Below are 25,438 nucleotides of genomic sequence, written 5' to 3'. Positions count from 1 at the left end.
AAAACAACCCCATGCACAGTAGCCAAGTCCTTGCTTCGCCTGCAGGATTTACTTGGCTTGTCGGGCAGCCGAGGGGCGGGGGGCGGAGTTAGCTCAGCTCATTGCCCCGGGCCAGCATCCCGGGCAGCATCGCCTCGGCCTTGCGCTGCAGCGGCAGCGCGCCGCTTTCCGACGCGATCGCGATGGCCCCGCGCAAGGACGCGAGGACGGCCGCCTTGCTGTTCTCGCTGGCGACAGGCGTCATCACCGCCTCGCCGAACAGGGCCTCGGCCTCGAGCCCGGAAAATCCCTGCTGGCGGGCGGTATTGCGCGCCTCGCGCAGCATGTTCTGCGCCGCCTGAACATCGCCGAGACGCCAGGTCGCGAGCGCCAGGTAGATCGAGCTGCGCAGCACGGCCGAGGTATAGCCGACCGCCTTCGCCTCCTCGCGCGCCTCGGTCAGCATGCCGCGCGCCCGGTCGAACAGCCCCTGCTCCAGATAGGCCATGCCGAGGTGGCAGGCGAGCACCGGCACGAACAACCGGATGCCGTGCTTCTGCGCCAGCACAAAACCGTCTTCGAGGATGGCGGCGGCCGCCGCCGGCTCGCCCCGGCCGAGCATGAGCCAGCCGCCGCTATAAGCAGAGGCGACGCGATCGTAGGGACGGCCCGTCTCCTCGGCGATCGCGGCCGCCTGTCGCTGGAGTTGCTCGGCGGCGGCGAGGTCGCCCATGACGGTATGGGTGATGCTGTTCATCATGCAGCAGAGGAGCAGCAAGGAGCGCGGCGTCGTGCCGGTCGGGGCGATGGCCTGCGGCCCCTCCAACTGCGCGTGAGCCTCGGTCAATGTCAGCGCCGCCTCGCGAAAGCGGCCGGCGAGGAAATACGCCTGTCCGAGACCGTATCGAGCGAGATTGAGCCAACCCGCATTGCCCCACTTTTCGGCGAGCCGCACCACCTCCTCGGAAACCGCGACGGCTTCGACCGGCGCTCCGAAGAAGTTCTGTGCGCCGGCCCTGACGGTCATGGCCGCGACCTTGCGTCCGATGTCGTCGATCGCCCCCGCCCGGCGCTCGGCGTCCTTTCCGAGATCGAGCCACTCGGTCACCTGGCCGGACGCGATGAACGCCGCTCGCGCTTCCGTCCGCAAATCGATGGCGTCCATCTCCCGCAAAGGCGTCATCGGCGTCTTGTCCAGCGCGCCCATCGCGATCTCGAAATAGCTGGCCGCGTCCAAAAATGCCGAGCGGCTCAAGCATTTTCGACCCGCGCTCCTGCCGTGGCTGAAGGCCTTGAGCCAATCGCGGGCGCGCACCGCGTGATAGCACAGCGCGTCGGGCTCATCCGCGCCCGCCCCGTCGCTCTCCAGCCTTGCAAGAATGCGCGCGTGAATGCCTTCGCGCACCTTTTCGACCATGAAATCATAGGTCACCTGACGGACCATCTCGTGCCGAAACTCGACGACATCGCCCAAGTCGCTATCGATCCTGACCAGCAGTTCGGCGCGATCGAGCGATGCGAGGCAATCCTGCAGCGCGTCCTCGGGCAGCTCGAGCAGCGTACGCAGCATGGCGACGCTCGATCGCGGGCCCAGCGCAGCCGCGACCTGCAGGATGGAGCGCTCCGGCCGCGACACCCGATCGAGCCGCGCGGCAATGACCCCCTGAATACTCGAGGGGATACCGAGCTCCTCGATCGGCCGCACCAGGGCGAGATCGCCCCATTGACCGTGCAGGGTTCCGCTGTCCCGAAGCCCGCGACAAACCTCCTCGATGAACAGAGGGACATTGGCCGTGTGCGAGATGATCCGATTCTTCAGATCGTCGTTCGCCGTGGAGGGACCGAGCATGTCGGCCAGCATGGCCAACCCCGAATCATCGTCGAGAGCCTGCATCGCGACGATCTCCGCGCGGCAGCGCGCAATCCAGACCGGCATGCCGTTTGGCCTGGACGTGAGGAGGACGAGCAGACCCGGCACCTGAAGCGAAGCGATCGTCGCCACGATCGTATCGCTGGCCCGGTCGATCCAGTGCAGGTCCTCCAGCAGGAGAATAGTTGGCTGGCGACGGGCTATACCCTCGACGATGGCGCAGCTGACCTCAGCGATCGCGCGCCCGCGGGCATGAGGCCTCGAGCTGGTGCCATTGTGGATTCGAAATCGGTAGATCAAGCACTGCGTCGAGGGCGCAACGCTGAATCTCCTCCAGACCGTTCCGGGGATCTGAGGGGCCGGCGGCATCCTTGGCGGCCGTCTCCAGTGCAGAAAGCAAGAGACGCTTGAGCGTGCTGAACGGCGCCCCCTGCAGGTTCGGGCTGCACTCGGCGTCGATCAGGCGCCAGCCGTGGGGCCTGAGCTCCTGGACAAATTCGTGCGCGAGTCGCGATTTGCCGATGCCGGCATCGCCCAGCAGCAGAACCGTCTGCCGGCCCGCTCCGGCGTTCTCGACCGCACGAGCCAGTAACGCCCGCTCGGTCGTCCGATCGACGAATCGCGAGACGCTGCGCGCACGCCGCACCCGCCAGCTCGACAAGTCACTCGCCCCAACGATCCGATAGACCGGCACGGACTGATTGAAGCCGCGCAGCGGCTTGTCACCCAAAACTCGAATCGGACGTGCCCTTCAGCAAGCTGCTGGCAGGCCTGCGACACATAGATCTGATTCGCCTCGGCCGCCGCCTCCAGCCGGGCGGCCAGGTGCTGGGCCGCCCCGCCCATCTCGTAGACCTTGGAAAACTCGCTGGCGACCATATAGGCAACGACATGGCCGGAGTGGAGACCCACCCGAACCTGAAGGCTGGGGTCACCGAGACCGGCAACACGCCGGACCAACTCGATCGCCGCGTGGCAGGCCAGCGGCGCATGATTGTCGTCCGCGATCGGAGCACCGAACACCGCGGAGAGCCCGTCGCCCAATTCCTTGCTGACAATGCCCCCGAACTGACGAACCGCGCCTCTCATCGCAGCCAACGCCGGCTCCAGGCGCGAGACCGCCTCTTCCGGATCGAGATCAGCAACGAGCCCGGTCGAGTCCACGACATCGGCACGGAGAATCGTTACGAACCGCCGTTCACTCTCTGGTTCGGAGCGTCGCACGGCCACTCCGCATTTGGAGCACCAGCTGTCGCCTGGGTCGATCGCCGACTGACACGCGGCACAATGCATTTCCGTGCCTTCAAAAGTCGCAGCACCGTCCTTCGATCGGCGCTCGCGAGGAGCCTGACGCAAGATTACCTAACGGAAGATTCATGGCAATCGAACTTGCACGCAGGCGTGGCGGGCATCACCAGCAGGCCTCTCTCTGGACGAAATACAATTTCAGGTGATAGCGTTTACGCGCGCGAACATGGGGCCGCGCGTTCTGGGGGCGCCGAGGGCTTTCGCTTGGCCAACGAGCTTTTCTGGGCTGCGGGTCACCCCGATTGGTTGGATCATATCGAGGACAAGGCGATGGGCGGCAGGACATATAGCGGCAAGGCATTTCGGGACTTGATGAACAGTAATTATTACCCGCTGGCGAACATGAAGAAGAGCGTGGCCAAGCTCAAAGCGTCGGATGACATCGATCTGCCGACCCTGGAATACGGCCAGTACCACTTGATCCTGAACCCGCCATCGAAGTGGCCGCAGGGCAGCGCCAAGTACTGGCACAAGGAGAAGGGCCGGGCCCGCGTCGATCTCAGCACCCAGCCGAACACGGTGCCCTTGTCCAGGGACGAGCCCGGTGTCATCCCGCTGACGCGATGCGACTTGCTCGATGCCTGCGTCCGGAAGTGCTTCAACTCCGAACCGCCGATCCCGATGAAGACCAACATCATCGTCCATGCACCGAGCGATGCCTTCGCCCACCGCCACGAGATCCGGCTGGAATGGGAGTACAAGAAGGGCTCGGACAAGCCGACGCTGCTCAATCTGACGATGGTCTGCCCGTATAGGGAGTGAGCACCATCCCAGCCTCCGGCTTTACGGCAACGGTGCACTCAGCTCGATGAAGACGAATCGCGCTGGCCGAATTCTGAGTCAGACCGGCTGCATCGGTAATTCGGAAGCACGCTGTCGACTTGCATGTGCGCGATGGGACAGCCGCAACTCTCCAATTAGCGATCATCTGCAAAAACAAAAATGGCCCGCATCGAGCGGGCCATTTTCGTATCGGATCCGGTCGATCCGAATTTGGTTGCGGGGAGGCGCAACAGCCGCCCTCTGCGACTCCCCGCTCTAAGATTTGTCGCTTAGGCGTTGCTCAGTCGATTAGTTTTTGGAACTTCGATCTAAGAAGCGGGAACTCTTCGTAAAGATCATTTTCTTGACGAAACTTGACCAGGCCTTTGAGGTCTGCGTCATCAAGCGCAATGATATAGCCGTGGTCGTCAATCCTGCTATCTCGACACCGCTGTTCGAAAAGCGTCTTGTTTTTGAAAGTTCTGCATACCAGCAACCCGACCCGTCCTCGGCTTGGCGAAAACCGACCGATAAGTTGGTCTAACTCGGGGTTTTCCGGATCGCGGGTGTAGTTTTTGCATTCGACGAATATCTGCGGAGCAGGATAATGCGCAGCAACCCACTTAAAGAAGCCAGCGGTCACCATGTTTGTATAGGTAATGTCGATCCGCTTTCGACCGTCATGAATCTTGTGTTGTGAAACAGGCGATGTCAGCGCTGGGTAAAACAAGGCAGTAAACAGCGCTTCAACAGCCTTTTCGTATCGATCCGCATCGTCTTTTCCTGGGCTGAGGGAGACGACGTCATCAAGGAGCTTTGCCCAATCGGGTTGAGCTGCCTTCTGTAGCTCGGCAATCTTTTCGAGAGAGAGCGGGGGACGCTTTTTTGCCTCCTTGCTCTCTTTGTACTCTCTAAGAGCCGCCGGGTATTTCAGCGACTCTCGCACAATGGCCGCCTTGTCTCCCCCGTACTTCTTTACAAGCGCCTTCTTTGTAACTCGGCGTCTGCCGTTCTTCAAAAGCTCAACTAGGGCAGAACCGGCGTCGAGCTCGGCATGCCGCATGTGCGTAATCAAGAAATGACGATAATACTCGCCCGCGTCGAAATCGGGCTTTTGCCGTACAATAGCTTTCGGCACGAGCAGAAGCTTGCCAGTCTCAGTTAGCGGTAGCCTATCCAGCCGACTGACCCAAATCTTGCCGTGAGAGTCCCACAGGGGCCAGTATCAACGCCTTGCGTCGTTGGTATGCCGTGCTGGTCACACATGCGTTGAGTGTACTCGATCAGCGGCCCTCGAATGATATTCGTGGTCATATCAGAAATAATGTCGACGCTGATCCCCTCGATCATTAGGGCCGCATCTTCAAGATCAGTAAGAAGGCCGCTCTTTGCTGCCTCGCTAGTGCTTAGCGCGTGCCAAAGGACCTTGGCTGAACCTTTGCCAAGCGCTCGTCCTTGGGACTTCCCTTTGGATAGTCCAAGATGGGTTTCATTCGGTTCACGGAGAACTAGAAGCAACTCCTCCGCCTCACGATTTTTGCCGGCCTTGATTAGACCGAGCACTTGGCGAAAGAAGCTTTGAATTAGATGAACGCAGTTGTTGCCCCAATCTGACGGCACCGTCGCGAGTGCGGACGGGCTGATAAAAACCTTCGTGTCGTTTCTCGTATCAACGTCAACAAAATCCAATGACGGTTGAGTAAGGCCCAAACGAAACTTCTTTGAAATCCTCAACGGCACCCCCTGAATCAACCCGCAGTAGTTCTTCCTAGGTTCTATTTGATACCGAGGGTTGCCGGAAACGCGAGCGCTTTTGTCTTCGCTGCTGTTGGTAAGCTTCGTTTGCTGCGGCTCGCGCGAGAGCCCGGACAAACTTGCGCAGCGCCTCCTGCGCGTCCACGGGCAATTCAGAAAATGCAGGCTTACGCCGCGGCGGTAAGCGTAATTGAGGCAAGGACCGTCTCCGTGTCCAAGCTTCGTGCGCACCAGTTGGTTGCGGGTTCAGAGGTATTAGAATACAAAAAAAACCCTCGAAATCAAAATGATTTCAAGGGCTTATTGCTTATTTGGTTGCGGGGATAGGATTTGAACCTATGACCTTCAGGTTATGAGCCTGACGAGCTACCGGGCTGCTCCACCCCGCGTTAAACACTTGCACGCCTTCGGTTAAATGCCGGGACGGTCGGTTGAGGCCGGCGCTGTTCGCGTGGCTTTTCCAGTCCGTCCCAAAGGCTTCCTTGGAAGGCAACCCCGGGGCAGTGCCCATCGGGTGCGGGGCGTATGTATCAAGGCGGGCCGGCTTTGGAAAGGGCTGCGGGGACGTTTTTTTCGACTTTATGACAGGGGAATCGACCGATTTGCGCTGCTTTCCCTGAGGTCTTGCCAGAAGTTCCACAAAGGGACAGCTTGCGGCAACAAGATTCAGCTGAAACGCCGCTGAAGGGAGGAACGCCGTGGACAAATCCCTGACGAGCGCCCCGGTCGGAGCGCTGGAGGAGGCCTTTCATGCCATGGTTGCGCGGTCGCGGGACGAGCCCGCGCCCGGCCTTGCCGAGCGGCTCGACCGGCTGGCGCGGCTGCGCAGCGTCGTCGCCGACAACGAGGAGCGCTTCCGCCAGGCGATCTCGGCCGATTTCGGCCACCGCTCGGCGGTCGAGACGACCATCGCCGAGACCATGCTGCTGTTCTCCGAGATCCGGCATGCCACCAAGCACCTGAAGGCCTGGATGGCGCCGCAGCGGGTCGCGACCGCGCTGCAATTCCTCCCCGCCCGCAACCGGCTGATGCCGCAGCCGCTCGGCGTCGTCGGCATCATCGCGCCCTGGAATTATCCGCTGCAGCTCACGCTGGCGCCCGCGATCGGCGCGCTCGCCGCCGGCAACCGGGTGCTGATCAAGCCGAGCGAGCTGACGCCGCACTTCGCAGCCCTGCTGAAGCAGACGATCGCCGCGAGGTTCGATGCGACCGAGTTGCTGGTCACCGGCATCGAGGACGAGATCGCGCAAAGCTTCGCGCGCCTGCCGTTCGACCATCTCGTCTTCACCGGCTCGACCAGGGTCGGGCGGCTGGTCGCGGAGGCCGCGGGGCGCAACCTGACCCCTGTTACGCCTCGAGCTCGGCGGCAAGTCGCCGGCGATCATCGACGCCTCGGCCGACCTCGATGAAGCAGCCGAGCGCATCGCCTACGGCAAGCTGCTCAATGCGGGACAGACCTGCATCGCGCCGGATTACGTGCTGGTGCCGGAGCAATCCCTGCAGGCCTTTGCCGAGAAGGTGCGGGCCCAGATGCGGCGGATGTTCGGCACCGATCCTTCCAACAAGGACTACACCTCGATCATCTCGGACCGGCATTATGCGCGGCTCGAAAGCCTGGTCGCCGATGCGGCGCGGCACGGCGCAAAAATCCTGCAGCCGGCAATGGCGGACGATCCGAACTGGAAGGCGCACCGCAAATTCCCGCCGACGCTGATCGTCGGCGCGACCGCAGCGATGGCGGTGATGCAGGAAGAGATTTTTGGCCCGGTGCTGCCGCTGCTCGGCACGCGCGATCCGGCCGATGCCATCGCCTTCATCAACCATCGCGACCGGCCGCTGGCGCTGTACTGGTTCGGCAAGGACGGCGCCGCGCGCGACGAGGTGCTGGCGCGCACCGTCTCCGGCGGCGTCACCATTAACGACTGCCTGTTTCACTTCACGCAAATCAACCAGCCGATGGGCGGCGTCGGTGCATCCGGCACCGGGGCCTATCACGGTGAATGGGGCTTTCGCACCTTCAGCAAGCTGAAACCGGTGTTCTATCGCTCCAAGTTCAACCGCCTCGCCGACCTTTATCCGCCCTATGGCGGCAAGATCGCGCGGCTGGAGAAGCTGATGCGGTTCATGTCGTAGCGGTTCGTCATTCCGGGGCGCGAAGCGAACTCTGGTGCGCAATTGCGCACCATAGAATCTCGAGATTCCGGGTTCGCGCTTCGCGCGCCCCGGAATGACGATAGAGGGGGAAACTCAAGTGACTGACACATTCGATTTCATCGTCGTGGGCGCGGGCTCGGGCGGCTGCACCGTTGCGGGGCGGCTGTCGGAGGATGCGGGGACATCCGTCGCGCTGCTCGATGCCGGCGGACGGAACGACAATTGGCGGATCACCACGCCCTTCGGGCTCGCCTTGCCATACAGCCCAGCCAACTGGGCTTTCGATACCGTGCCGCAGAAGGGATTGAACGGCCGTATCGGATATCAGCCGCGCGGCAAGGGGCTCGGCGGCTCCTCGGCGATCAACGCCATGGTCTACATCCGCGGCCACAAGCGGGACTACGACCACTGGGCCTCGCTCGGCAATGCCGGCTGGTCGTATGCCGACGTGCTGCCCTATTTCAAGCGTTCGGAGAACAACTCCGATTTCGACGGCGAATATCACGGCAAGGGCGGCCCGCTGCATGTCAACAGGCTGCGCTCGGACAATCCGATCCACGACGTCTTCCATCAGGCCGCGCGCGAGGCGCAGTTTCGCATTCGCGAGGACTTCAATGGCGAGGAGCAGGAAGGCCTCGGCAGCTACCAGGCGACGCAGCACAATGGCGAGCGCTGGAGTGCGGCGCGCGCCTATGTGCAGCCGCACATGGACAAGCGCGCCAATCTGCGCGTCGAGACCGGCGCGCACGCCACGAAGATCCTGTTCGAAGGCAGCCGCGCGGTCGGCATCGAATATGTGCAGGGCAAGCAGACAAAGCAGTTGCGCGCCCGCCGCGAGGTGATCCTCGCCTCCGGCGCCTTCCAGTCCCCGCAATTGCTGATGCTGTCGGGTGTCGGCGACGGCGATGCGCTCCGTGCGCACGGCATCGGCGTCGTGCATCATCTGCCGGGCGTCGGGCGCAATCTGCAGGACCATCCGGATTTCGTGTTCGTCTACGCCTCCGACTATCCGCACTTCGTTCACGCTTCGCTCGGCCGGCTGCCGTCCCTGCTTCGCGCCGTCCAGCAATATCGCCGCGAACGGCGCGGCCCGATCACCACCAATTTCGCCGAGTGCGGCGGCTTCCTGAAGACGCGGCCCGACCTCGACGTGCCGGACATCCAGCTGCACTTCGTCATCGCGATGCTCGACGACCATGGCCGCAAGAAGCACAAGCAGGCGGGCTTCTCATGCCATGTCTGCCTGCTCAGGCCGAAGAGCCGCGGCAGCGTCTGGCTGAAAAGCGCCGACCCGCTCGCAGCTCCCATGATCGATCCGAACTTTCTCGGCGAGGACGACGATCTGGAGACCCTGGTCGCGGGCTTCAAGACCACGCGGCGGCTGATGGAGACGCCGGCGCTGCGCGCGCTGCAGAAGCACGACATGTTCACGGCGAACGTGAAGACCGACGACGACATCCGCGCCATCCTGCGCGAGCGCGTCGACACCGTCTATCATCCGGTCGGCACCTGCAAGATGGGGACGGATGCGATGGCCGTGGTCGATCCGGCGCTGAAGGTGCACGGCGTCGAGCGATTGCGCGTCGTCGACGCCTCGATCATGCCGACCCTGATCGGCGGCAACACCAATGCGCCGACCATCATGATCGGGGAGAAGGCGGCGGATATGATCCGAGCGGAGATGCGGGTGAGTTAGTCGCTATTTCCGCGTTGTCGTCTCAGTGAGGCGCGAAGCCGCCGCGTCATCCTCCGCTGCCGTCCCCGCGAACGCGGGGACGACCCCATATTCACGGGGAGGAGTTTGGCGAAGGCTCGGAGTTGCGATCTCGCACCAAACTTCTCCCTGTGATTATGGGTCCCGGATCTGCGCTCCGCTTCGCTGCGCTTGTCCGGGACGACAGCGGAGTGAAACTCGCTTGCCGAGCAATACGACGGCGGTCAATTCAACAAGAATCCGCCATCCACCGTGACCACGCTCCCCGTCATGTAACGCGACGCCTGCGAGGCCAGCAGCAGGATGGCGCCGTCGAGATCGGACTCGGCGCCGACGCGGCGCTGGGGGATGCGCTTGGCGAGGCGCTCGCCTGCCGGCGTCGACCAGAAGGCGTGGTTCATCTCGGTGTCGATATAGCCGGGCGCGAGCGCGTTGACGCGGATGCTCTGGCCTGCGAGCTCCAGCGCCATCGCCTTGGTCGCCTGGATGATGCCGGCCTTGGAGATCGCGTAGGGCGATACCGCCTTCAGCACGCCGGTGCCGAGCACCGAGGCGATGTTGACGATGTTGCCCGGCTGCTTGCGCGCGATCATGCGCCGCGCGACCTCGGTCGCGAGGAAATAGGCTCCTTCAAATTGGCGCCGATCACCGCGTCCCAATCGGCCTCGGTCTGCTCGGTTGCGAGCTTCTCGATGGCGATGCCGGCATTGTTGATCAGCACCGTGACCGGACCGAGCGCCGCTTCCGCGGCATCCACGGCCGCGGCGATCGAGGACGTATCGGTGACGTCGAGCGCGACGGCGGCAGCGCGGCCGCCCTTGCCGCGGATCTCTGCCTCCAGGCTCTTCAGCTTGTCGGCCTGCCGCGCCGCCAGCGCCACGGCCGCGCCATGGGCCGCCAGCACCCGGGCGAATTGCCGGCCGAGCCCCTGACTCGCGCCGGTGACGAGGATGGTTTCTTGACTGATATCGAACAGGCCTGACATGACGATTTCCTCGACGATTCCTGCGCGCGGCCCCCGGCGCTTTGGAGCCTTCAATACAGACGATTTTAACGATCTGAAACCGGAATGATCGGACTTGCGTTCACTTGCTCCGTCAAGGCAGGGTTGCACGCATGAACAGTTTCGATCTCGCCGTCTTCGCCGCGCTTGCCGTCGCGGTCGGCTTCGGCTTCAGGACCGGCCTGCTGCGCAGCGCCATGACCATCCTCGCCTATCTGCTCGCCGCGCCGATTGCGGTCGCGCTGATGCCGCTGATTGCGCCGCAGATCGCTGGCAACCCGAATTCGCCGCTGCTGCAGAACTGGATCTGGTTCTTCGGCATCTTCGTCGTGGTCGGCATGCTGTTCGGGCATATCGGCCGCATCGCGTTGAACGACACCATCGGCGAGGCCGGCATCGGCGACCGGCTCGGCGGCGCCGCGCTCGGCGCCGTCAGGGGTCGGGCTCGTCGCCACCACGTTGGTCCTGGTGTTCGACCAGATTGTGCCGGCCAATCGCCAGCCGCCGTTTCTGGCCGGCTCGCATCTGCGGCCGCTGTTCTCGATGGCAGGGCAGATGGGCTTCAAATCGCTGCCGCCGGAAGCGGCCTCCGCGATCGACCGCCTCAAGCAGGAGCGGCGGATCTAGAGCGCATTTGCATCGCTAGCGCCGGGTGCATGCATTTTGGTGCGAGCCCGCGGCTTATCAGCGGCGCCACGATTGGTTAAAGTGTCCGCTATCCAAACCTGCCTGACATTTACGGGAGTGAAACAGTGGATCTTGGGATCAAAGGTCGCCGCGCCATCGTCTGCGCATCCAGCAAGGGCCTCGGCCGTGCCTGCGCCATCTCGCTGGCGGACGCCGGCGTTCACGTCACGCTGACCGCGCGCGGCGCCGAGGCGCTGAAGAAGACGGCCGACGAGATCCGCAAGGCCTATCCCGAGGTCACGGTGACCGAGATCGTCGGCGACATCACGACGCCGGCCGGCCGCGAGGCCGTGCTGAAGGCCTGCCCCGAGCCCGACATCCTGATCAACAATGCCGGCGGCCCGCCGCCCGGCGATTTCCGCAACTGGACCCGCGACGACTGGATCAAGGCGATCGACGCCAACATGCTGACCCCGATCGAGCTGATCAAGGCGACCGTGGACGGCATGATGGCGCGCAAGTTCGGCCGCATCGTCAACATCACCTCGGCCGCGGTGAAGGCGCCGATCGACATCCTCGGCCTCTCCAACGGTGCGCGCGCCGGCCTCACCGGCTTCATCGCCGGCCTGTCGCGCAAGACGGTGATCAACAACGTCACCATCAACGGCCTGTTGCCGGGCCCGTTCGAGACCGACCGCCTGACCAGCACTGCGAAGGGCGAAGCCGACAAGCGTGGCGTCACGCCGCAGCAGATCCTGGCCGAGCGCGCCAAGCTCAATCCCGCCGGCCGCTTCGGCCAGCCCGACGAATTCGGCTATGCCTGCGCCTTCCTGTGCGGCGCCAAGGCCGGCTTCATCACCGGCCAGAACATTCTGCTGGACGGCGGCGCGTTCCCGGGGACGCTGTAGTTGCCGTAGTAGGGCGCCGAAGCTTCCACGTCGTCATGGCCGGGCTTGTCCCGGCCATCCACGACTTGCCGCAGCGCACGAAGAACGCGGATGCCCGGGACAAGCCCCGGGCATGACGGTCCTGCGCGGGACGTCTTTGGCTCTTCCCGTGCGAGCGTAGAAACTCACCGCTGTTTGGTCGGCTCGTCCTCGTCCTGCTGGCTTGGGCCTGATGAATCGGCCGTCGTGCGCTCGTCGCTCCAGTCGATGCCGAATGCATCGAGCCCGTCGGCGAGCAAGTCGCCGAGCATGGGTTCGCCGAGCAGATAATGCACCGTTTCGCGGCGCGGGCTGCGATATTCGGTGCGGGCCTCCGCCGCGCGGGCGCGCAGATCGTCCCAATCATCGATCGTGCCGTCACCGCGACCGAGCCAGGTCAGCGCGACGAGATCGAGCTGCTCGTCCTCGTTCAAGGCGATCATGAAGCTGCCGAGTTCCTGGACGACGGGATCGGAGCCGTCGTCCTCGAGGACGTCGAGCGCATCGTCATCGCTCGGGTTCGAGCCGGAATCCGGATCGGAATCGCCCTCCTTGACGTCGAATTCGCGCGCCTTCTCGATGATGAAGGCGACTTTGTCAGCGGAAATCGCAAGCTCTGGCATGGCTCCTCCTCCGGTTCCGGCGATAACGCCGCATCGCGTCAGATGATCCATTGCGCCAAGATGCGGAAGTGCGCATGTTTCCACCGTCTTTCCCGGTCATTCCGGGGCGCGGCGAAGTCGCGAGCCCGGAATCTTGAGATTCCGGGTTCGATGCTTGCGCATCGCCCCGGAATGACGGGAAGTGAAGCAAGAAAGAAATGGGGAGGCGTCGGATGCAGTGGAAGGTCGGTCGGGTCAAGATCACCAAGGTGGTGGAATTGGAGACGGTCGGCTCGACCCGATTCATCCTGCCGCTGGCGGGCCACGCGGAGATCTTGAAGCTGCCCTGGCTGATCCCGCATTTTGCCACCGACGAAGGCCGGCTGAAGATGTCGATCCATTCGCTGGTGGTGGAGACGCCTTCGCGCCGCATCGTGGTCGACACCGGGCTCGGCAACGACAAGCAGGGCCGCAACGTCCCGACCTGGAACAACCGCAGCACGCCGTTCCTGCAGACCATGAGCGCGGCCGGCTTTGCCCCTGAGAGCATCGACACTGTGCTGTGCACGCATCTCCATGTCGATCATGTCGGCTGGAATACGAGGCTGGCTGGCGGCAAATGGGTGCCGACATTTCCCGAAGCGCGCTACGTCTTCGGCAGGACCGAATACGAGCACTGGCGCGACCACTCCACCGAGCCGGACAAGGCGGCGGTGTTCAACGATTCCGTGCAGCCGATCGTCGATGCCGGCCGGGCCGATCTGATCGCGAGCGACCACCGGCTCTGCGAGGAGATCAGCATGATCCCGACGCCGGGCCACAGTCCCGGCCATATGAGCATTCTCATCCGGTCGGACGGCGAACAGGGCTTGCTCACCGGTGACGTCGCCCATCACCCTTGCCAGATGGCGCATCTCGACTGGTCCTCGACCGCCGATTCCGACCCGAGCCAATCGGCCAGGACACGACGCGAATTGTTCGGCCGCTTTGCCGACACGCCGACATTGGTGATCGGCGGCCATTTCGCGGCCGGCCACATCAGGCGGGACGGAGACGCGTTCCGGTTCGTGGCGCTGGGGTAACACTCGTGTCCCGGACGCGACGCAGCGCGAAGCGGCGCGGCGCAGAGCCGGGACCCATGTCCCGGCTCTCTGGGTCCCGGCTCTGCGGAGCAGCGTTGCACGCTGCACCGCGTCCGGGACACGATCGCGCCCACCGAATCCAGAAGCCTGCAATGCGGCGCGTTTTGAGCGGTTGAATTTCCAGCCGCCCTGTTCCATGAAGCTATTAACCGATCGGTCCAATCTTTCAGGGAGAAACGAGAATGAAGCTTGTTCGTTACGGCGAGAAGGGTGCAGAAAAGCCCGGCCTGATCGACAAATCCGGCCAGTTGCGCGACCTCTCCGCGCATGTGAAGGACCTCACGGGCGAGGCCTATTCGCCGGAGAGCCTGAAGAAGCTGGCAGGCCTCGATCCCGCCTCGCTGCCCGCCGTCTCCGGCAAGCCGCGCTTCGGCGCCCCCGTCACCGGCATCTCGAAATTCGTCGCGATCGGCCTCAACTATTCCGACCATGCCAAGGAGACCGGCGCCGACATTCCCAGCGAGCCGATCATCTTCATGAAGGCCAACACCTCGCTGTCCGGCCCGAACGATCCGGTCGAGAAGCCACGCGGCTCGACCAAGCTCGACTGGGAGGTCGAGATCGCCGCCATCATCGGCACCCGCGCCAAGTACGTTTCGGAAGCCGACGCGCTGAACCATGTCGCCGGCTATTGCGTCTGCAACGACGTCTCCGAGCGCGCCTTCCAGATCGAGCGCCTGGGCCAATGGACCAAGGGCAAGTCGCACGACACGTTCGGCCCGCTCGGCCCGTGGCTCGCGACCAAGGACGAGATCAAGGACGTGCAGAATCTGTCGATGTGGCTCGACGTCAACGGCCAGCGCCGCCAAACCGGCTCGACCAAGACCATGATCTTCTCCATGGCCAAGTGCATCTCCTATGTCTCGCAGTTCATGACGCTCTTGCCCGGCGACGTCATTACGACAGGCACCCCGCCCGGCGTCGGCCTCGGCATGAAGCCGCCGACCTTCCTCAATGTCGGCGACGTCGTCACGCTCGGCATCGAGGGCCTCGGCGAGCAGAGGCAGGAGATCGTGGCGGCGTAAGCCGTGCGCATCACTCTCCGTCGTCATGCCCGGGCTTGACCCGGGCATCCACGTCTCACAGTCTGACTACGCGGCCAGGCGTGGATAGCCGGGTCAAGCCCGGCCAGGACCGAGGAAACACCGTTCGCTCAAGATCGACCGCAGGATTTCCCATGAAGCTCACCTTCTCCCCCGCCTCGCCCTTCGCCCGCAAGGTCCGCATCGCCGCGATCGAGCTCGGGCTGATCGACAAGATCGAGCTCACGCCCGCCAGCGTCGCGCCGGGCACGGCCAACGAGGATTATTCGAAGATCACGCCGCTGAAGAAGCTGCCGGTGCTGATCACCAATGACGGCGACGTCATCCTGGACTCCTATGTCATCGTCGAATATCTCAACGAGATGGCCGGCGGCAGCCTGATTCCGGATTACGGCCCGCGGCGCTGGAAGGCCAAGACCAATCACTCCCTGATCAACGGCATGCTCGATTCCATGCTGCTGTGCCGCTACGAGAAGATGGTGCGGCCGCAAGGCCTGCAATGGCAGGCCTGGTCGGACGACCATTGGAACAGGGCCTGGACCGGCATGGCGCGCTTCGAGAACATGCCCGAGGTCCTGAACGGCCCGTTCGACATCTCGCAGATCGGCCTCGTTTGCGTGCTCGGCTATGCCGATTTCCGCTTCGCCGATTGCGGCTGGCGCAAGGCCTATCCGAAGCTCGACGCCTTCCATCAGAAGATGCTGGAGCGTCCCTCCGTGAAGATCTCGGTGCCGCCGGCCGCGTAAATCTTTGGGAGTTCTCATGAGCCTGAAATTCTCGGTCGGCGATCTCACCATCCATCGCATCATCGAGCAGGAGACCTCGTTCGTCCCGGCGCTGGAGATGCTGCCGGGATTGACGGCGGAGGTGCTGGCCGAGAACCGGGGCTGGATGCGCGAGGCAAAGGCGCTGGACGAGCAGGATGTGCTGCTGCTGTGCTTCCAGTCCTACGTGGTGAAGACTCCGCACCACACCATCCTGATCGACAGCTGCATCGGCAACGACAAGCCGCGGCCGCAGCGGCCGAAATGGAACATGAAGACCGACGACACGTATTTACGTGCTCTGGGTGCTGCCGGATTCTCGGTCGACGACATCGACGTCGTGATGTGCACGCATCTGCATGTCGATCACGTCGGCTGGAACACGCGGCTGGAGAACGGCCGCTGGGTACCCACCTTCCCGAAGGCACGCTACGTCTTCGCCAAGCAGGAATTCGACCATTGGTCCGCGCAGAACGCGAAGGCGGAAGTCCCACCCTTCGCCGACAGCGTGCTGCCGGTAGTCGCGGCCAACAGGCACGAGCTCGTCGGCAACGACCACGAGATCGGCGACCACGTCCGCATCCTGCCGACCCCCGGCCACACGCCGGGCCATATTGCCATCACCATGGGCCGCGGCAGGGACGAGGCAGTGTTCTCCGGCGATCTCATGCACTCGCCGCTGCAAACGCTTTATCCGGAGCTGTCGATCAAGTTCGACGTCGATCCGGCCAAGGCGGCAACGACGCGCCGCGGCTTTCTCGAGCGTTATTGCGACACCGATACGCTGTGCTGCACGGCGCATTTTCCCTCGCCCTCGGTAGGGAAGATCCGGCGCAAGGGCAATGCGTTCGTATGTGCGGCGGTGTAATCTAGCGCGGCTCGCGCCGCGAACTCCCATCCTCCCCTGGAGGGAGGATCGGTTAGCATGCAGCGAAGCGAAATGCGAACCGAGGTGGGGTGACGGTCTCTCCTCGTTGAAGCTGCCCGTGTTGAGAGATCACCCCACCCCGCTCGCGCTTCGCGCGATCGACCCTCCCCCTCCAGGGGAGATAAGAGACGGCCTCACGGAGGAAACGATGACCGCACTCCCCGACGTCCCGCTGCCCGCCGGCATCCGCTCGCGCTATGTCGACGGCGTCAACGGCTTGCGCATGCATGTGCTGGAGGCGGGCTTTGAGACCAAGGGGCGGCGCTGCATTCTCCTGCTGCACGGTTTTCCTGAACTGGCGTTCTCCTGGCGCAAGGTGATGCCGGCGCTCGCCGCGACCGGCTATCATGTCATCGCGCCGGACCAGCGCGGCTATGGCCGCACCACGGGATGGAGCGCTGATTACGACGGCGATCTTGCGCCGTTCTCGCTGCTCAACCTCGTGCGCGACGCGCTCGCCCTGGTGTCGGCGTTCGGCTACAGGCAGGTCGACGTGGTCGGACATGATTTCGGCAGCCCGGTCGCGGCCTGGTGCGCGCTGATCAGGCCCGACGTGTTTCGTTCGGTAACGCTGATGAGCGCGCCGTTCGGCGGAGCGCCGGCGCTGCCCTTCAACACCGCAGACGCGCCGGCCAAGCCTGCAGCCGAAGATCCCGTTCATCGCGAGCTTGCCGCACTGCCGCGTCCGCGCAAGCATTATCAGTGGTACTACTCGGCGCGCGAGGCCAACGCCGACATGCTCCGCGCGCCACAGGGCGTGCACGATTTCCTGCGCGCCTACTACCATCACAAGAGCGCGGACTGGACCGGCAACAAGCCCTACCCGCTCGAGTCATGGTCGGCAGGCGAGCTTGCGAAGCTGCCGACCTATTACGTGATGGACCTGAACGAGACCATGGCGGAAACCGTTGCGAAGGAGATGCCCTCGCCGGCGGCGATCGCCGTCAACCAATGGCTGCCGGACAGCGAGCTCGCCTATTACGCCGCCGAATATGGCCGCACCGGATTCCAGGGCGGGTTGCAATGGTATCGCTACGGCACCTCAGGCATGCTGAACAATGAGATGCAATTGTTCTCCGGCCGCAGCATCGACGTGCCCTCCTGCTTCATCTCGGGCCGGCAGGATTGGGGCACTTACCAGCGCCCCGGCGTGTTCGAGGCGATGCAGGCGCGTGCTTGCACGAACATGCTCGGCTGCCATCTCGTCGACGGCGCCGGCCATTGGGTGCAGCAGGAGCAGCCGGCCGAGGTCGGCCGCCTCTTGCTCGACTTCCTCGCGAAGGCCGGCACGGTCTGATTTGACCCGGAAACAATGGGCTCCTATATGATTTAGAATAATTCTAAACTACTGAAATAGGACAGCCGTGAAGACTTTTGCCGATCTGACCGAGCGCGAGGTGCTTGCGGTCGCGATTTCCTCGGAAGAGGAAGACAGCCGCATCTACATGACCTTCGCCGAGGATCTGAAGGAACGCTATCCGGATTCGGCCAAGCTGTTCGAGCAGATGGCCGAGGAAGAGCGCGGCCATCGCCACATGCTGCTGGAATTGTACGAGCAGCGCTTCGGCCAGCATCTGCCGCCGATCCGCCGCGAGGACGTCAAGGGCTTCCTGCGCCGGCGCCCGATCTGGCTGACCAAGAACCTGCCGCTCGACACGATCCGAAGGGAAGTCGAGACCATGGAGCTCGAGGCCGAGCGCTTCTATGCGAAGGCCGCCGAGCAGGCTGAGGACGTCAACGTGCGCCGGCTGCTCGGCGACCTCGCCGAAGCCGAGAAGGCTCACGAGCACACCGCCGCCAGATTGACCGACGAGATCCTCAGGCCCGACGTCCGCGCCGAGGAGGATCGTACGCGGCGGCGGATGTTCGTGCTGCAATATGTGCAGCCGGGCCTCGCCGGCCTGATGGACGGCTCGGTCTCGACGCTGGCGCCGCTGTTCGCGGCCGCCTTCGCCACCCACCAGAACTGGCAGACGTTTCTCGTCGGCCTTGCCGCCTCGATCGGAGCCGGCATCAGCATGGGCTTTGCGGAAGCGTTGTCCGACGACGGCTCGCTGACGGGACGCGGCTCGCCCTGGCTGCGCGGCGTCACCTGCGGCGCGATGACCACGCTCGGCGGGCTCGGCCACACCGCGCCCTATCTGGTGCCCGATACTTGGGCCAACGCGTTCTGGATCGCAACGGCGATCGCCTGCGTCGTGGTGTTCTTCGAATTGTGGGCGATCGCCTTCATCCGCTCGCGCTACATGGATACGCCGTTCCTCCAGGCCGTGTTCCAGATCGTGCTCGGCGGCGCCATCGTGCTCGCGGTCGGGATATTGATCGGGGCGGCGTAGCAACCTCACGCGCGCTGTCATGCCCCGCGAAGGCGGGGCATCCAGTACGCCGCGACAGCAGTTCGTTCACACAACTCCTGCCGCGGCGTACTGGATCGCCCGGTCAAGCCGGGCGATGACTCCGACCTTGTTGTCGGACGTCCCCAATGACCACCAACGAGACACATCAACCGCGATCAAACAGCCGTTGCGACGTTCGGCTAATCTGCGCATCATCCTCCAACAACCAGAGCGGGAGAACGCCGTGGCCGGATCGGAATGGAGTTTCAAGAGCGCGGTAGAATTGTTGGCCGCATTGAGCGCGAGGAAGGTCTCCGCGGTCGAACTTGCCCAGGACGCGATCGCCCGTATCGAGCGTCACGACGGCAAGATCAACGCGATCTGCGTCCGGGATTTCGATCGCGCCCTCGGTGCCGCGCGCGAGGCGGACGCCGCCTTGGCACGCGGCGAGCGCAAGCCGCTGCTCGGCCTGCCCGTGACGGTGAAGGAATCCTTCAACATCGCCGGCCTGCCGACGACCTGGGGATTCCCGCCGCAAAGGAATTTCAAGCCTGCCGAAGACGCGTTGCCGGTGGCACGCATCAAACAGGCCGGCGGCGTGATCCTCGGCAAGACCAACGTTCCGGTAGGCCTCGGCGACTGGCAGAGCTACAACGACATCTACGGCACCACGAACAACCCCTATGATCTCGGCCGCACGCCGGGCGGATCGTCCGGAGGATCGTCGGCAGCCCTCGCCGCAGGTTATTGCGCGCTCGCCACCGGCTCCGACATCGGCGGCTCGCTGCGGGTGCCGGCCTTTCATTGCGGCATCTTCGCGCATAAGCCGACTCTCAATCTCTGTCCGGCGCGCGGTGAGACCCCGCCGCCATTTCCGGCGATTCCGCGCGAGGACGACCTCGCTGTCATCGGGCCGATGGCGCGCACGGCAGCCGATCTCACCTTGCTGCTCGACGTCCTGGCCGGCCCGGAACCGCTGGACGCCGGTGTCGCCTACAAGGTCGAGCTGCCCGCTGCACGGCATCACTCGTTGCGGGACTTTCGCGTCCTGGTGATCGACAGCCACCCGCTGTTGCCGACTGATGGAGACGTCCGCGGCGCGATCGACAGGCTCGCAACTGATCTGTCGAAGGCCGGCGCGCGGATCGCGCGCGAGAGCGGTCAGTTGCCGGACTTCGCGGAAACGTCGCGGCTCTACATGCGCATGCTCCTGAGCTTCCTCGGCGCCTTCTTCCTGCCCGATGAGCTTGCGGATGCCCAAGCCCGGGCGAGCCAGCTTTCGCCTGGGGATCGCAGCCTCGGTGCGGAGCGACTGCGCGGCATCACCGCAAGCCACCGCGCCTGGGTGCTCGACGCAGGCAGCCGCGCCGGCCTGCGTGCGCAATGGCGCGCGCTGTTCAAGAGCTTCGACGCAGTGATCTGCCCGAATATGCCGACGCCGGCCTTTCCGCATGACCATTCGCCGGACCAGAACCTGCGGCGTATTAGCATCGACGGCAAGGACTACCCCTATTCCGATCAGCTGGCTTGGCCGGGGATCGCGACGTTGCCGGGCCTGCCTTCGACGGCCGTTCCGTTGGGTCTGTCGAAGCGCGGCCTGCCTGTCGGCGTGCAGATCGTCGGCCCGTTCCTGGAAGACCGCACCCCGCTCAGGCTTGCCGAGTTGATCGAGCGCGAGTTCGGCGGATTCGTTCCGCCGACGATGTTCGATGATTAGCCGCGCGTCTTGGCGAGAAGGTCTTGCGAGGCAATCCGGAAATCCGTCCGCGCTGCTCGATTGGATGGCTTCGGTTCCGCCTTTGCTCCTCGAGGCGACGGCGGAGAAGTCGCTCGCGATGACGGAGAAGACAATATCGAGATTCCGGGTTTGCGCTCCGCGTGCCCCGGAATGACAGGGCTGGATTCGATGAACGTCTGTAAAGCAATCGCTAACCAAACAATCTTTTCCCAAGCATCGGACAACCTGCACATCTGAAGATTTATACAACTGGCAATTGTTCGCCCGTCAAGACTGCAAGTCACGAAAGGATCGCCAGAGTCTTCGACCTCGAAGGCGTCACGACAATGCGCTGCGAAGCTCGAAGTGCTCGTGAACCTGGCGAGGGGTACCACTCGAATCCTGGAATGATTGCGTGAAAAACGACACAATCGAGATAGGCGCGCTCCGCAATCCCTATCATCGCGTCAATGCAGACCGATCGCTGCCCGAGAGATGGCGCATTCCGGTCGTCCTCATGCTGGCGTGTGGATTTGCCGGCCTTGCACTCCGTTACCTCGCCCGGGAGCACACCAACAGCGACGCCGTTCAGTTCCTGATCCCGTGGTACACCTTTGCTCGGGATCACGGTATTGGCGCGCTGGCCGAGCCCTTCACCAACTACACCCCATTCTACAGCTACCTCCTGCTGATCGCCGCCTCCTTTGATTGGCTCGGCCAGCCACTTTCGCTCGTGAAGACAATCTCGGCGATATTCGAGCTCGGTTGCGCGATCGTCGCCGCCCAGATGGTCTGGCGAGCGACAAAGGTTCCAGTGCGCGCGTCCATGGCCTTCTGCTCGGTTTGGCTTGCACCGACGGTGCTCTTCAATGGAGCGATGTGGGGACAGGCCGATTCGATCTGGACCTTCTTCGCGCTGCTGTCCGTGGCGATGTTCATGCGCAACCGAAATGGCGTTCTGCCTTTCGCCGTCGGCTGCTCGGTGAAAGCGCAGGGCGTATTCCTGGGACCGTTCGTGCTCGGCATGATGTTACGCCGCAAGATTCACCTGGCGTGGCTTGCAGCCATTCCGGGAGCCTATGCGATCCTCGCCATCCCCGTTCTCGTTGCAGGCCGATCTCTGGTCTCCGTGCTCGGCGTCTATCTCGGCCAAGCCAGCACATTTCATCACCTGACCATGAATGCAGCGAACGTCTGGGTGTTCGCAGGAGGAACGCCCTACACAGTCGGAGTCGCCATTGGTCTGGTGCTCGCGGCAGCGAGCGGGCTTGCCCTATCGATCTTCATCGCACAGTCCAAGCGGACCGGGCCGGAGTTCATTCTGCTCGTCGCATGCGCATCGCTCATTCTGATGCCGTACCTGCTTCCGAAGATGCACGAGCGCTACTTCTACGCGTTCGAGCTTGCGAGCATCGCCCTGGCCTGCCTCAACCTGCGCTATCTGCCGTTCGCGGTGATTGCCCAGGTCGACGGCGTTCTGTCCTATCTTGCATTCGAGAGCGAGATCGTCATGGGCCTGTTGCCGGCGGCGCTCTGCAACAGCTTTTTGGTGTTCTACCTCGTGCTCGATCTCCGCCAGGGCGAACGTGGATTTCGCCTTCCGAGACTGGCCTGGCTCGGCTTCATTGCGTCAATGGCAGGATTGTTCTCCTATTTGCTGTTCGCAGGTGCCGGCCTGAACATAACCCCTGCCTATATGCTCACCGCCGGCCTTGCCGCGCTCATGACGCTGCTGCTCATAGGGGAGTCGCGCGTCTGATCGGGCGGCGCCGGCATCAGCCCTTCTAGCTGTCGAACACGATCACGCTGCGCAGCGTCTTGCCGGCCTTCATGTTGGCGAAGCCTTCGTTGATCTCGTTCAGCTTCAATTTCGCGGAGATCCAGTCCTCCAGGTGCAGCCGGCCGCGCAGGTAGAAGTCCACCAGGCGGGGCATGTCGACGCGAAAATGGTTCGAGCCCATCGAGGAGCCCTGGATCCTGCGCTCGCGCAGGAAGTCGAAGCCGTGCAGCTCGATCTTCTGGCCAAACGGGATCATGCCGACGATGGTGGCGGTGCCGCCGGAAGCGAGCATGCCGAACGCCTGCTCGGCGGTCTCCTTGCGGCCGAGCACTTCGAACGAATGATGCACGCCGCCATTGGTGAGGTCGCGGACCTGCTTCACCACGTCGCCGTCGGCAGGGTTGATGATATCGGTCGCGCCCAGCTTGGTGGCGAGCTGGAGCTTGGCCGGATTGGTGTCGATGGCGATGATGCGGCCGGCGCCTGCGATCTGCGCGCCGTTGATCGCGGCCATGCCGACGCCGCCGCAGCCGATCACGGCGACCGTCTCGCCCGCCGTCACCTTCGCGGTGTTCACCACCGCGCCGTAGCCGGTGATGACGCCGCAGCCGATCAGCGCGGCGAGATCGAGCGGCATTTCTCTCCTGATTTTGACGATGGCGTTCTCGTGCACCAGCATCTGCTCGGCAAACGACGACAGGTTGAGGAATTGATGCAGCTTCTCGGGCTTCGACCATTGCATCCGGTTCGAGACGCCCGGCAGCATCTTCACCGTGGTGTCGGTGCAGAGCACGGTGCGGCCGGTGGTGCAATTGTCGCAAGTGCCGCAGAACACCGACAGGCAGGTGACGACGTGATCGCCCGGCTTGACGTAGGTGACATCGGAGCCGACCTGCTCGACGACACCGGCGGATTCGTGCCCGAGCACTGCGGGCAAGGGATGCGGATAGAGCCCTTCCATGAAGTGCAGGTCGGAATGGCAGAGGCCGGCGACCGCCGTGCGGATCAGGACCTCGCGCGGACCCGGCTTCGGCAGGCTGACATCCTCGATGACGAGCGGCTGGTTGACTTCATGGAGGACGGCGGCCTTCATCGGTGTTTCCCCGTTGTTGTGATTATCGTTGCGTGCAGGCTTTCACCACTCCCCCTTGGGAGAGGTGAAAGCAGCCTACGCCGCCAGAACCAGTTCGCCAACCTCGCTCATGCCGGCGTCGCGATCCCCAAGCAGCAGCTCCGCAATCCTCGCCTGCGCGGTATTTTCCGTCAGCCGGAACGGGTCGTTCGGCGACACCCTGTGGTCGATGACGAGGCGCGAGATCAGCAGGCGGCGCGCATCGCCGCGCATATCGTGGATGCGATGCGCCTCCCAGGCGAGCGCGACCGCGCTGGCGACATGATAGAGCAGGCTGGTGGCGCGGCGGGCATCCGCCTCGTTCTCGGACTTGCCCGCGACCTCGCGCGCGAAGCCGACGGCGCGATCCGTGAGGCCGCGCAGACGGTCGCGCCAAGCCTGCGGCACGGAGGCGCTGTCGTCGAGCCGGGCCTGCAGATCGGCCGCGAGCGCGGACTCCGCGCCGTGACGGCCGACCGCGCGTCGCAGCGCATCGATCGCGACGATGTTGCCGGTGCCTTCCCAGACCGAGCCGAGATGGGCATCGCGCAGCAGGCGCGCGGTGGCGAACTCCTCGATATAGCCGATGCCGCCGCGCATCTCGAGGCGCATCGCCGCAGACCTTGCGCGCATCGCGCGTGGCGCGGAATTTCAGCGTCGGGGTGAGGATGCGCAGCAGCGCCGCCGCATCCTGGCTGCCGGCTTCGGCGCGGTCGAGCGCGTCCGCGGTGAGGAAGCTCATCGACAGCGCCTGCTCGACCGGCAGCATGATCTTCAGCATCTGCCGCCGCCCAAGCGGCAGGTCGATGATGCGGCTGCCGAACACCACGCGGTTCTTCGCGACCGTCATGGCATCGTGATAGGCACGGCGCATCAGCGCTGTGGACTTGACGCCGTTGGAGAGCCGCGACGAGTTCACCATCTCGGCCATCTGCACGAAGCCGCGGTCGAGCTTGCCGACCGCATAGGCGATCGCGCCTTCGAGCTTGATCTCGCCGGAGGCCATCGAGCGCGTACCCAGCTTGTCCTTGAGACGCACGATCCGATAGTGGTTCTGCGCGCCGTCGTCGAGAAAGCGCGGCATCAGGAACAGGCCGACGCCGCGCGTGCCGGGGCCGGCGCCTTCAGGACGCGCCAGCAGCATCACGACCTTGGCATCCGCATTCGAGCAGAACCATTTTTCGCCGTAGAGACGCCAATGGTCGCCCTCCTGCACCGCACGCGTGGTCAGCGTGCCGACGTCGGAGCCGCCCTCCTTCTCGGTCATGAACTGGCCGCCCTGCGTCAGCTTGCTCATGTCGGTCGAGGTCAGGCCGTCGAAATATTTCGCCTTCAGCGCCTCGCTGCCGAAATTTGCCAGGAGCTTGGCGCAGCCGTCGGTGACGTTGATCGGGCAGCCCATGCCGAATTCGGTCTGGTTGAACAGGAAGGTGAAAGCATGCTTGGCCACCACGGGATATTTGTCCGGCCAGCCCATGATGCCCTTGCGGATCGAGAGCGCGTGAATGCCGAACTCGCCGAAGGCGGCATTCTCCAGCTCGCGATAGGCCGGGTGATATTCGATCGACTGCACGTCGCGGCCGAACTTGTCGCGCTGGTGCAGTATAGGTGTGTGCCGGTCGGCAAGCCGCGCGCATTCGTCGAGCCTGCCGCCGGCGAGCTCGCCGAGCCGGTCGAGATGCGGCTCGATGTGGCGAAACAGCGGCTCCGGCAGATGGATACGCAAGAGATCCGTCAGCGCGGGATCGGCGCGGTAGAAATTCATGCCTGTGGTATCTGGCGCCAGCAGGCCGGATGGCTCGGCCGCGACGCTGTTCGGCTGTGCTGGGGCCGGCTTGTGCATGATCGTCCTCTATGTTTCCGCCGTGGGGACATTTTGCGCTGATTTGGCGCTTGCCGCTTGGGATGATGTCGATC

Annotated in this window: 15 protein-coding genes, 1 tRNA gene and 5 pseudogenes; 13 read left to right on the top strand and 8 right to left on the bottom strand. The window is 63.8% G+C overall.

The annotated features are described in order from the left end of the window. Positions 1-88: 88 nt before the first annotated feature. Positions 89-3,142 (bottom strand): annotated as a pseudogene (locus ACETMP_RS27525) (AAA family ATPase). 285 nt (positions 3,143-3,427) lie between these two features. Between ACETMP_RS27525 and ACETMP_RS27520 the strand changes: the two are divergent. Next, a complete protein-coding gene (locus ACETMP_RS27520) occupies positions 3,428-3,919 on the top strand; it encodes a hypothetical protein (protein WP_375162004.1) in 492 nt (163 codons plus the stop codon). Positions 3,920-4,220: 301 nt separating this feature from the next. Here ACETMP_RS27520 and ACETMP_RS27515 read toward each other — a convergent pair whose 3' ends face one another. From ACETMP_RS27515 to ACETMP_RS27505, 3 genes are all read right to left on the bottom strand, one after another. Beyond that, positions 4,221-5,057 (bottom strand): hypothetical protein, encoded by an 837-nt coding sequence (locus ACETMP_RS27515; RefSeq protein WP_375158606.1) that lies wholly within the window; start codon positions 5,055-5,057, stop codon positions 4,221-4,223. A gap of 23 nt (positions 5,058-5,080) precedes the next feature. After that, the gene (locus tag ACETMP_RS27510; protein ID WP_375158605.1) at positions 5,081-5,791 is read right to left on the bottom strand and encodes a hypothetical protein; all 711 of its coding nucleotides are present in this window, start codon (positions 5,789-5,791) and stop codon (positions 5,081-5,083) included. A gap of 195 nt (positions 5,792-5,986) precedes the next feature. Continuing rightward, positions 5,987-6,063 (bottom strand) — tRNA-Met (locus ACETMP_RS27505). Between the two features lie 309 nt (positions 6,064-6,372). Between ACETMP_RS27505 and ACETMP_RS27500 the strand changes: the two are divergent. Both ACETMP_RS27500 and ACETMP_RS27495 read left to right on the top strand, forming a co-directional pair. Next, positions 6,373-7,807 (top strand): annotated as a pseudogene (locus ACETMP_RS27500) (coniferyl aldehyde dehydrogenase). Positions 7,808-7,925: 118 nt separating this feature from the next. Then, positions 7,926-9,524 carry a GMC family oxidoreductase gene (locus ACETMP_RS27495; protein ID WP_375158604.1) on the top strand — a complete coding sequence of 533 codons (1,599 nt, stop codon included), beginning with the start codon at positions 7,926-7,928 and terminating at the stop codon, positions 9,522-9,524. Positions 9,525-9,766: 242 nt separating this feature from the next. Here the strand turns inward: ACETMP_RS27495 and ACETMP_RS27490 are convergent. Beyond that, a pseudogene (locus tag ACETMP_RS27490) lies at positions 9,767-10,527 on the bottom strand (SDR family oxidoreductase). Positions 10,528-10,658: 131 nt separating this feature from the next. Between ACETMP_RS27490 and ACETMP_RS27485 the strand changes: the two are divergent. Together ACETMP_RS27485 and ACETMP_RS27480 are read left to right on the top strand one after the other, a co-directional pair. Further along, positions 10,659-11,172: pseudogene (locus ACETMP_RS27485) on the top strand (CvpA family protein). Between the two features lie 125 nt (positions 11,173-11,297). Then, on the top strand, positions 11,298-12,080 hold the full coding sequence (locus ACETMP_RS27480; RefSeq protein WP_028138631.1) for an SDR family oxidoreductase: 783 nt from the start codon (positions 11,298-11,300) through the stop codon (positions 12,078-12,080). A 164-nt stretch (positions 12,081-12,244) separates the two neighbouring features. On the opposite strand, the gene ACETMP_RS27475 is transcribed toward ACETMP_RS27480, so the two are convergent. Beyond that, a complete protein-coding gene (locus ACETMP_RS27475) occupies positions 12,245-12,721 on the bottom strand; it encodes a DUF3775 domain-containing protein (protein ID WP_257176245.1) in 477 nt (158 codons plus the stop codon). A gap of 212 nt (positions 12,722-12,933) precedes the next feature. Here ACETMP_RS27475 and ACETMP_RS27470 point away from each other — a divergent pair, with 212 nt between their 5' ends. The 8 genes from ACETMP_RS27470 (at position 12,934) to ACETMP_RS27435 (ending at position 22,389) form a co-directional block, all read left to right on the top strand. Then, on the top strand, positions 12,934-13,782 hold the full coding sequence (locus tag ACETMP_RS27470; RefSeq protein ID WP_375158603.1) for an MBL fold metallo-hydrolase: 849 nt from the start codon (positions 12,934-12,936) through the stop codon (positions 13,780-13,782). A 242-nt stretch (positions 13,783-14,024) separates the two neighbouring features. Beyond that, on the top strand, positions 14,025-14,867 hold the full coding sequence (locus ACETMP_RS27465) for a fumarylacetoacetate hydrolase family protein (protein ID WP_126259631.1): 843 nt from the start codon (positions 14,025-14,027) through the stop codon (positions 14,865-14,867). Between the two features lie 152 nt (positions 14,868-15,019). Beyond that, positions 15,020-15,631, top strand: coding sequence for a glutathione S-transferase family protein (locus ACETMP_RS27460; RefSeq protein WP_135167272.1), 612 nt, complete (start codon positions 15,020-15,022; stop codon positions 15,629-15,631). Positions 15,632-15,647: 16 nt separating this feature from the next. After that, positions 15,648-16,517, top strand: coding sequence for an MBL fold metallo-hydrolase (locus ACETMP_RS27455; RefSeq protein ID WP_375158602.1), 870 nt, complete (start codon positions 15,648-15,650; stop codon positions 16,515-16,517). A 208-nt stretch (positions 16,518-16,725) separates the two neighbouring features. Then, on the top strand, positions 16,726-17,874 hold the full coding sequence (locus ACETMP_RS27450) for an alpha/beta fold hydrolase (RefSeq protein WP_375158601.1): 1,149 nt from the start codon (positions 16,726-16,728) through the stop codon (positions 17,872-17,874). 67 nt (positions 17,875-17,941) lie between these two features. Beyond that, positions 17,942-18,913, top strand: a complete 972-nt coding sequence (gene mbfA, locus ACETMP_RS27445) for an iron exporter MbfA (RefSeq protein WP_028138638.1) — start codon at positions 17,942-17,944, stop codon at positions 18,911-18,913. A gap of 244 nt (positions 18,914-19,157) precedes the next feature. Further along, complete coding sequence (locus tag ACETMP_RS27440) at positions 19,158-20,630, top strand: amidase (protein ID WP_375158600.1); 1,473 nt, start codon at positions 19,158-19,160, stop codon at positions 20,628-20,630. 517 nt (positions 20,631-21,147) lie between these two features. Then, positions 21,148-22,389 (top strand): hypothetical protein, encoded by a 1,242-nt coding sequence (locus ACETMP_RS27435; protein WP_375158599.1) that lies wholly within the window; start codon positions 21,148-21,150, stop codon positions 22,387-22,389. Positions 22,390-22,414: 25 nt separating this feature from the next. On the opposite strand, the gene ACETMP_RS27430 is transcribed toward ACETMP_RS27435, so the two are convergent. Then, positions 22,415-23,503, bottom strand: a complete 1,089-nt coding sequence (locus tag ACETMP_RS27430; protein WP_375158598.1) for a Zn-dependent alcohol dehydrogenase — start codon at positions 23,501-23,503, stop codon at positions 22,415-22,417. A gap of 75 nt (positions 23,504-23,578) precedes the next feature. Continuing rightward, positions 23,579-25,364: pseudogene (locus ACETMP_RS27425) on the bottom strand (acyl-CoA dehydrogenase family protein). Positions 25,365-25,438 lie beyond the last annotated feature (74 nt).

Source organism: Bradyrhizobium dasycarpum (genome assembly GCF_042019905.1).
Classification (GTDB): Bacteria; Pseudomonadota; Alphaproteobacteria; order Rhizobiales; family Xanthobacteraceae; genus Bradyrhizobium; species Bradyrhizobium japonicum_B.
Note: the sequence above shows the minus strand (reverse complement) of the source record. Positions and strands in the feature narration are given on the sequence as shown.

Excerpts from the sequence above, each read along its gene's own strand:
- ACETMP_RS27520 (WP_375162004.1), top strand. The coding sequence starts at position 3,428 with ATGGGCGGCAGGACATATAGCGGCAAGGCATTTCGGGACTTGATGAAC.
- ACETMP_RS27475 (WP_257176245.1), bottom strand. The coding sequence starts at position 12,721 with ATGCCAGAGCTTGCGATTTCCGCTGACAAAGTCGCCTTCATCATCGAG.
- ACETMP_RS27470 (WP_375158603.1), top strand. The coding sequence starts at position 12,934 with ATGCAGTGGAAGGTCGGTCGGGTCAAGATCACCAAGGTGGTGGAATTG.
- ACETMP_RS27465 (WP_126259631.1), top strand. The coding sequence starts at position 14,025 with ATGAAGCTTGTTCGTTACGGCGAGAAGGGTGCAGAAAAGCCCGGCCTG.
- ACETMP_RS27460 (WP_135167272.1), top strand. The coding sequence starts at position 15,020 with ATGAAGCTCACCTTCTCCCCCGCCTCGCCCTTCGCCCGCAAGGTCCGC.
- ACETMP_RS27455 (WP_375158602.1), top strand. The coding sequence starts at position 15,648 with ATGAGCCTGAAATTCTCGGTCGGCGATCTCACCATCCATCGCATCATC.
- ACETMP_RS27450 (WP_375158601.1), top strand. The coding sequence starts at position 16,726 with ATGACCGCACTCCCCGACGTCCCGCTGCCCGCCGGCATCCGCTCGCGC.
- ACETMP_RS27435 (WP_375158599.1), top strand. The coding sequence starts at position 21,148 with ATGCTGGCGTGTGGATTTGCCGGCCTTGCACTCCGTTACCTCGCCCGG.
- ACETMP_RS27430 (WP_375158598.1), bottom strand. The coding sequence starts at position 23,503 with ATGAAGGCCGCCGTCCTCCATGAAGTCAACCAGCCGCTCGTCATCGAG.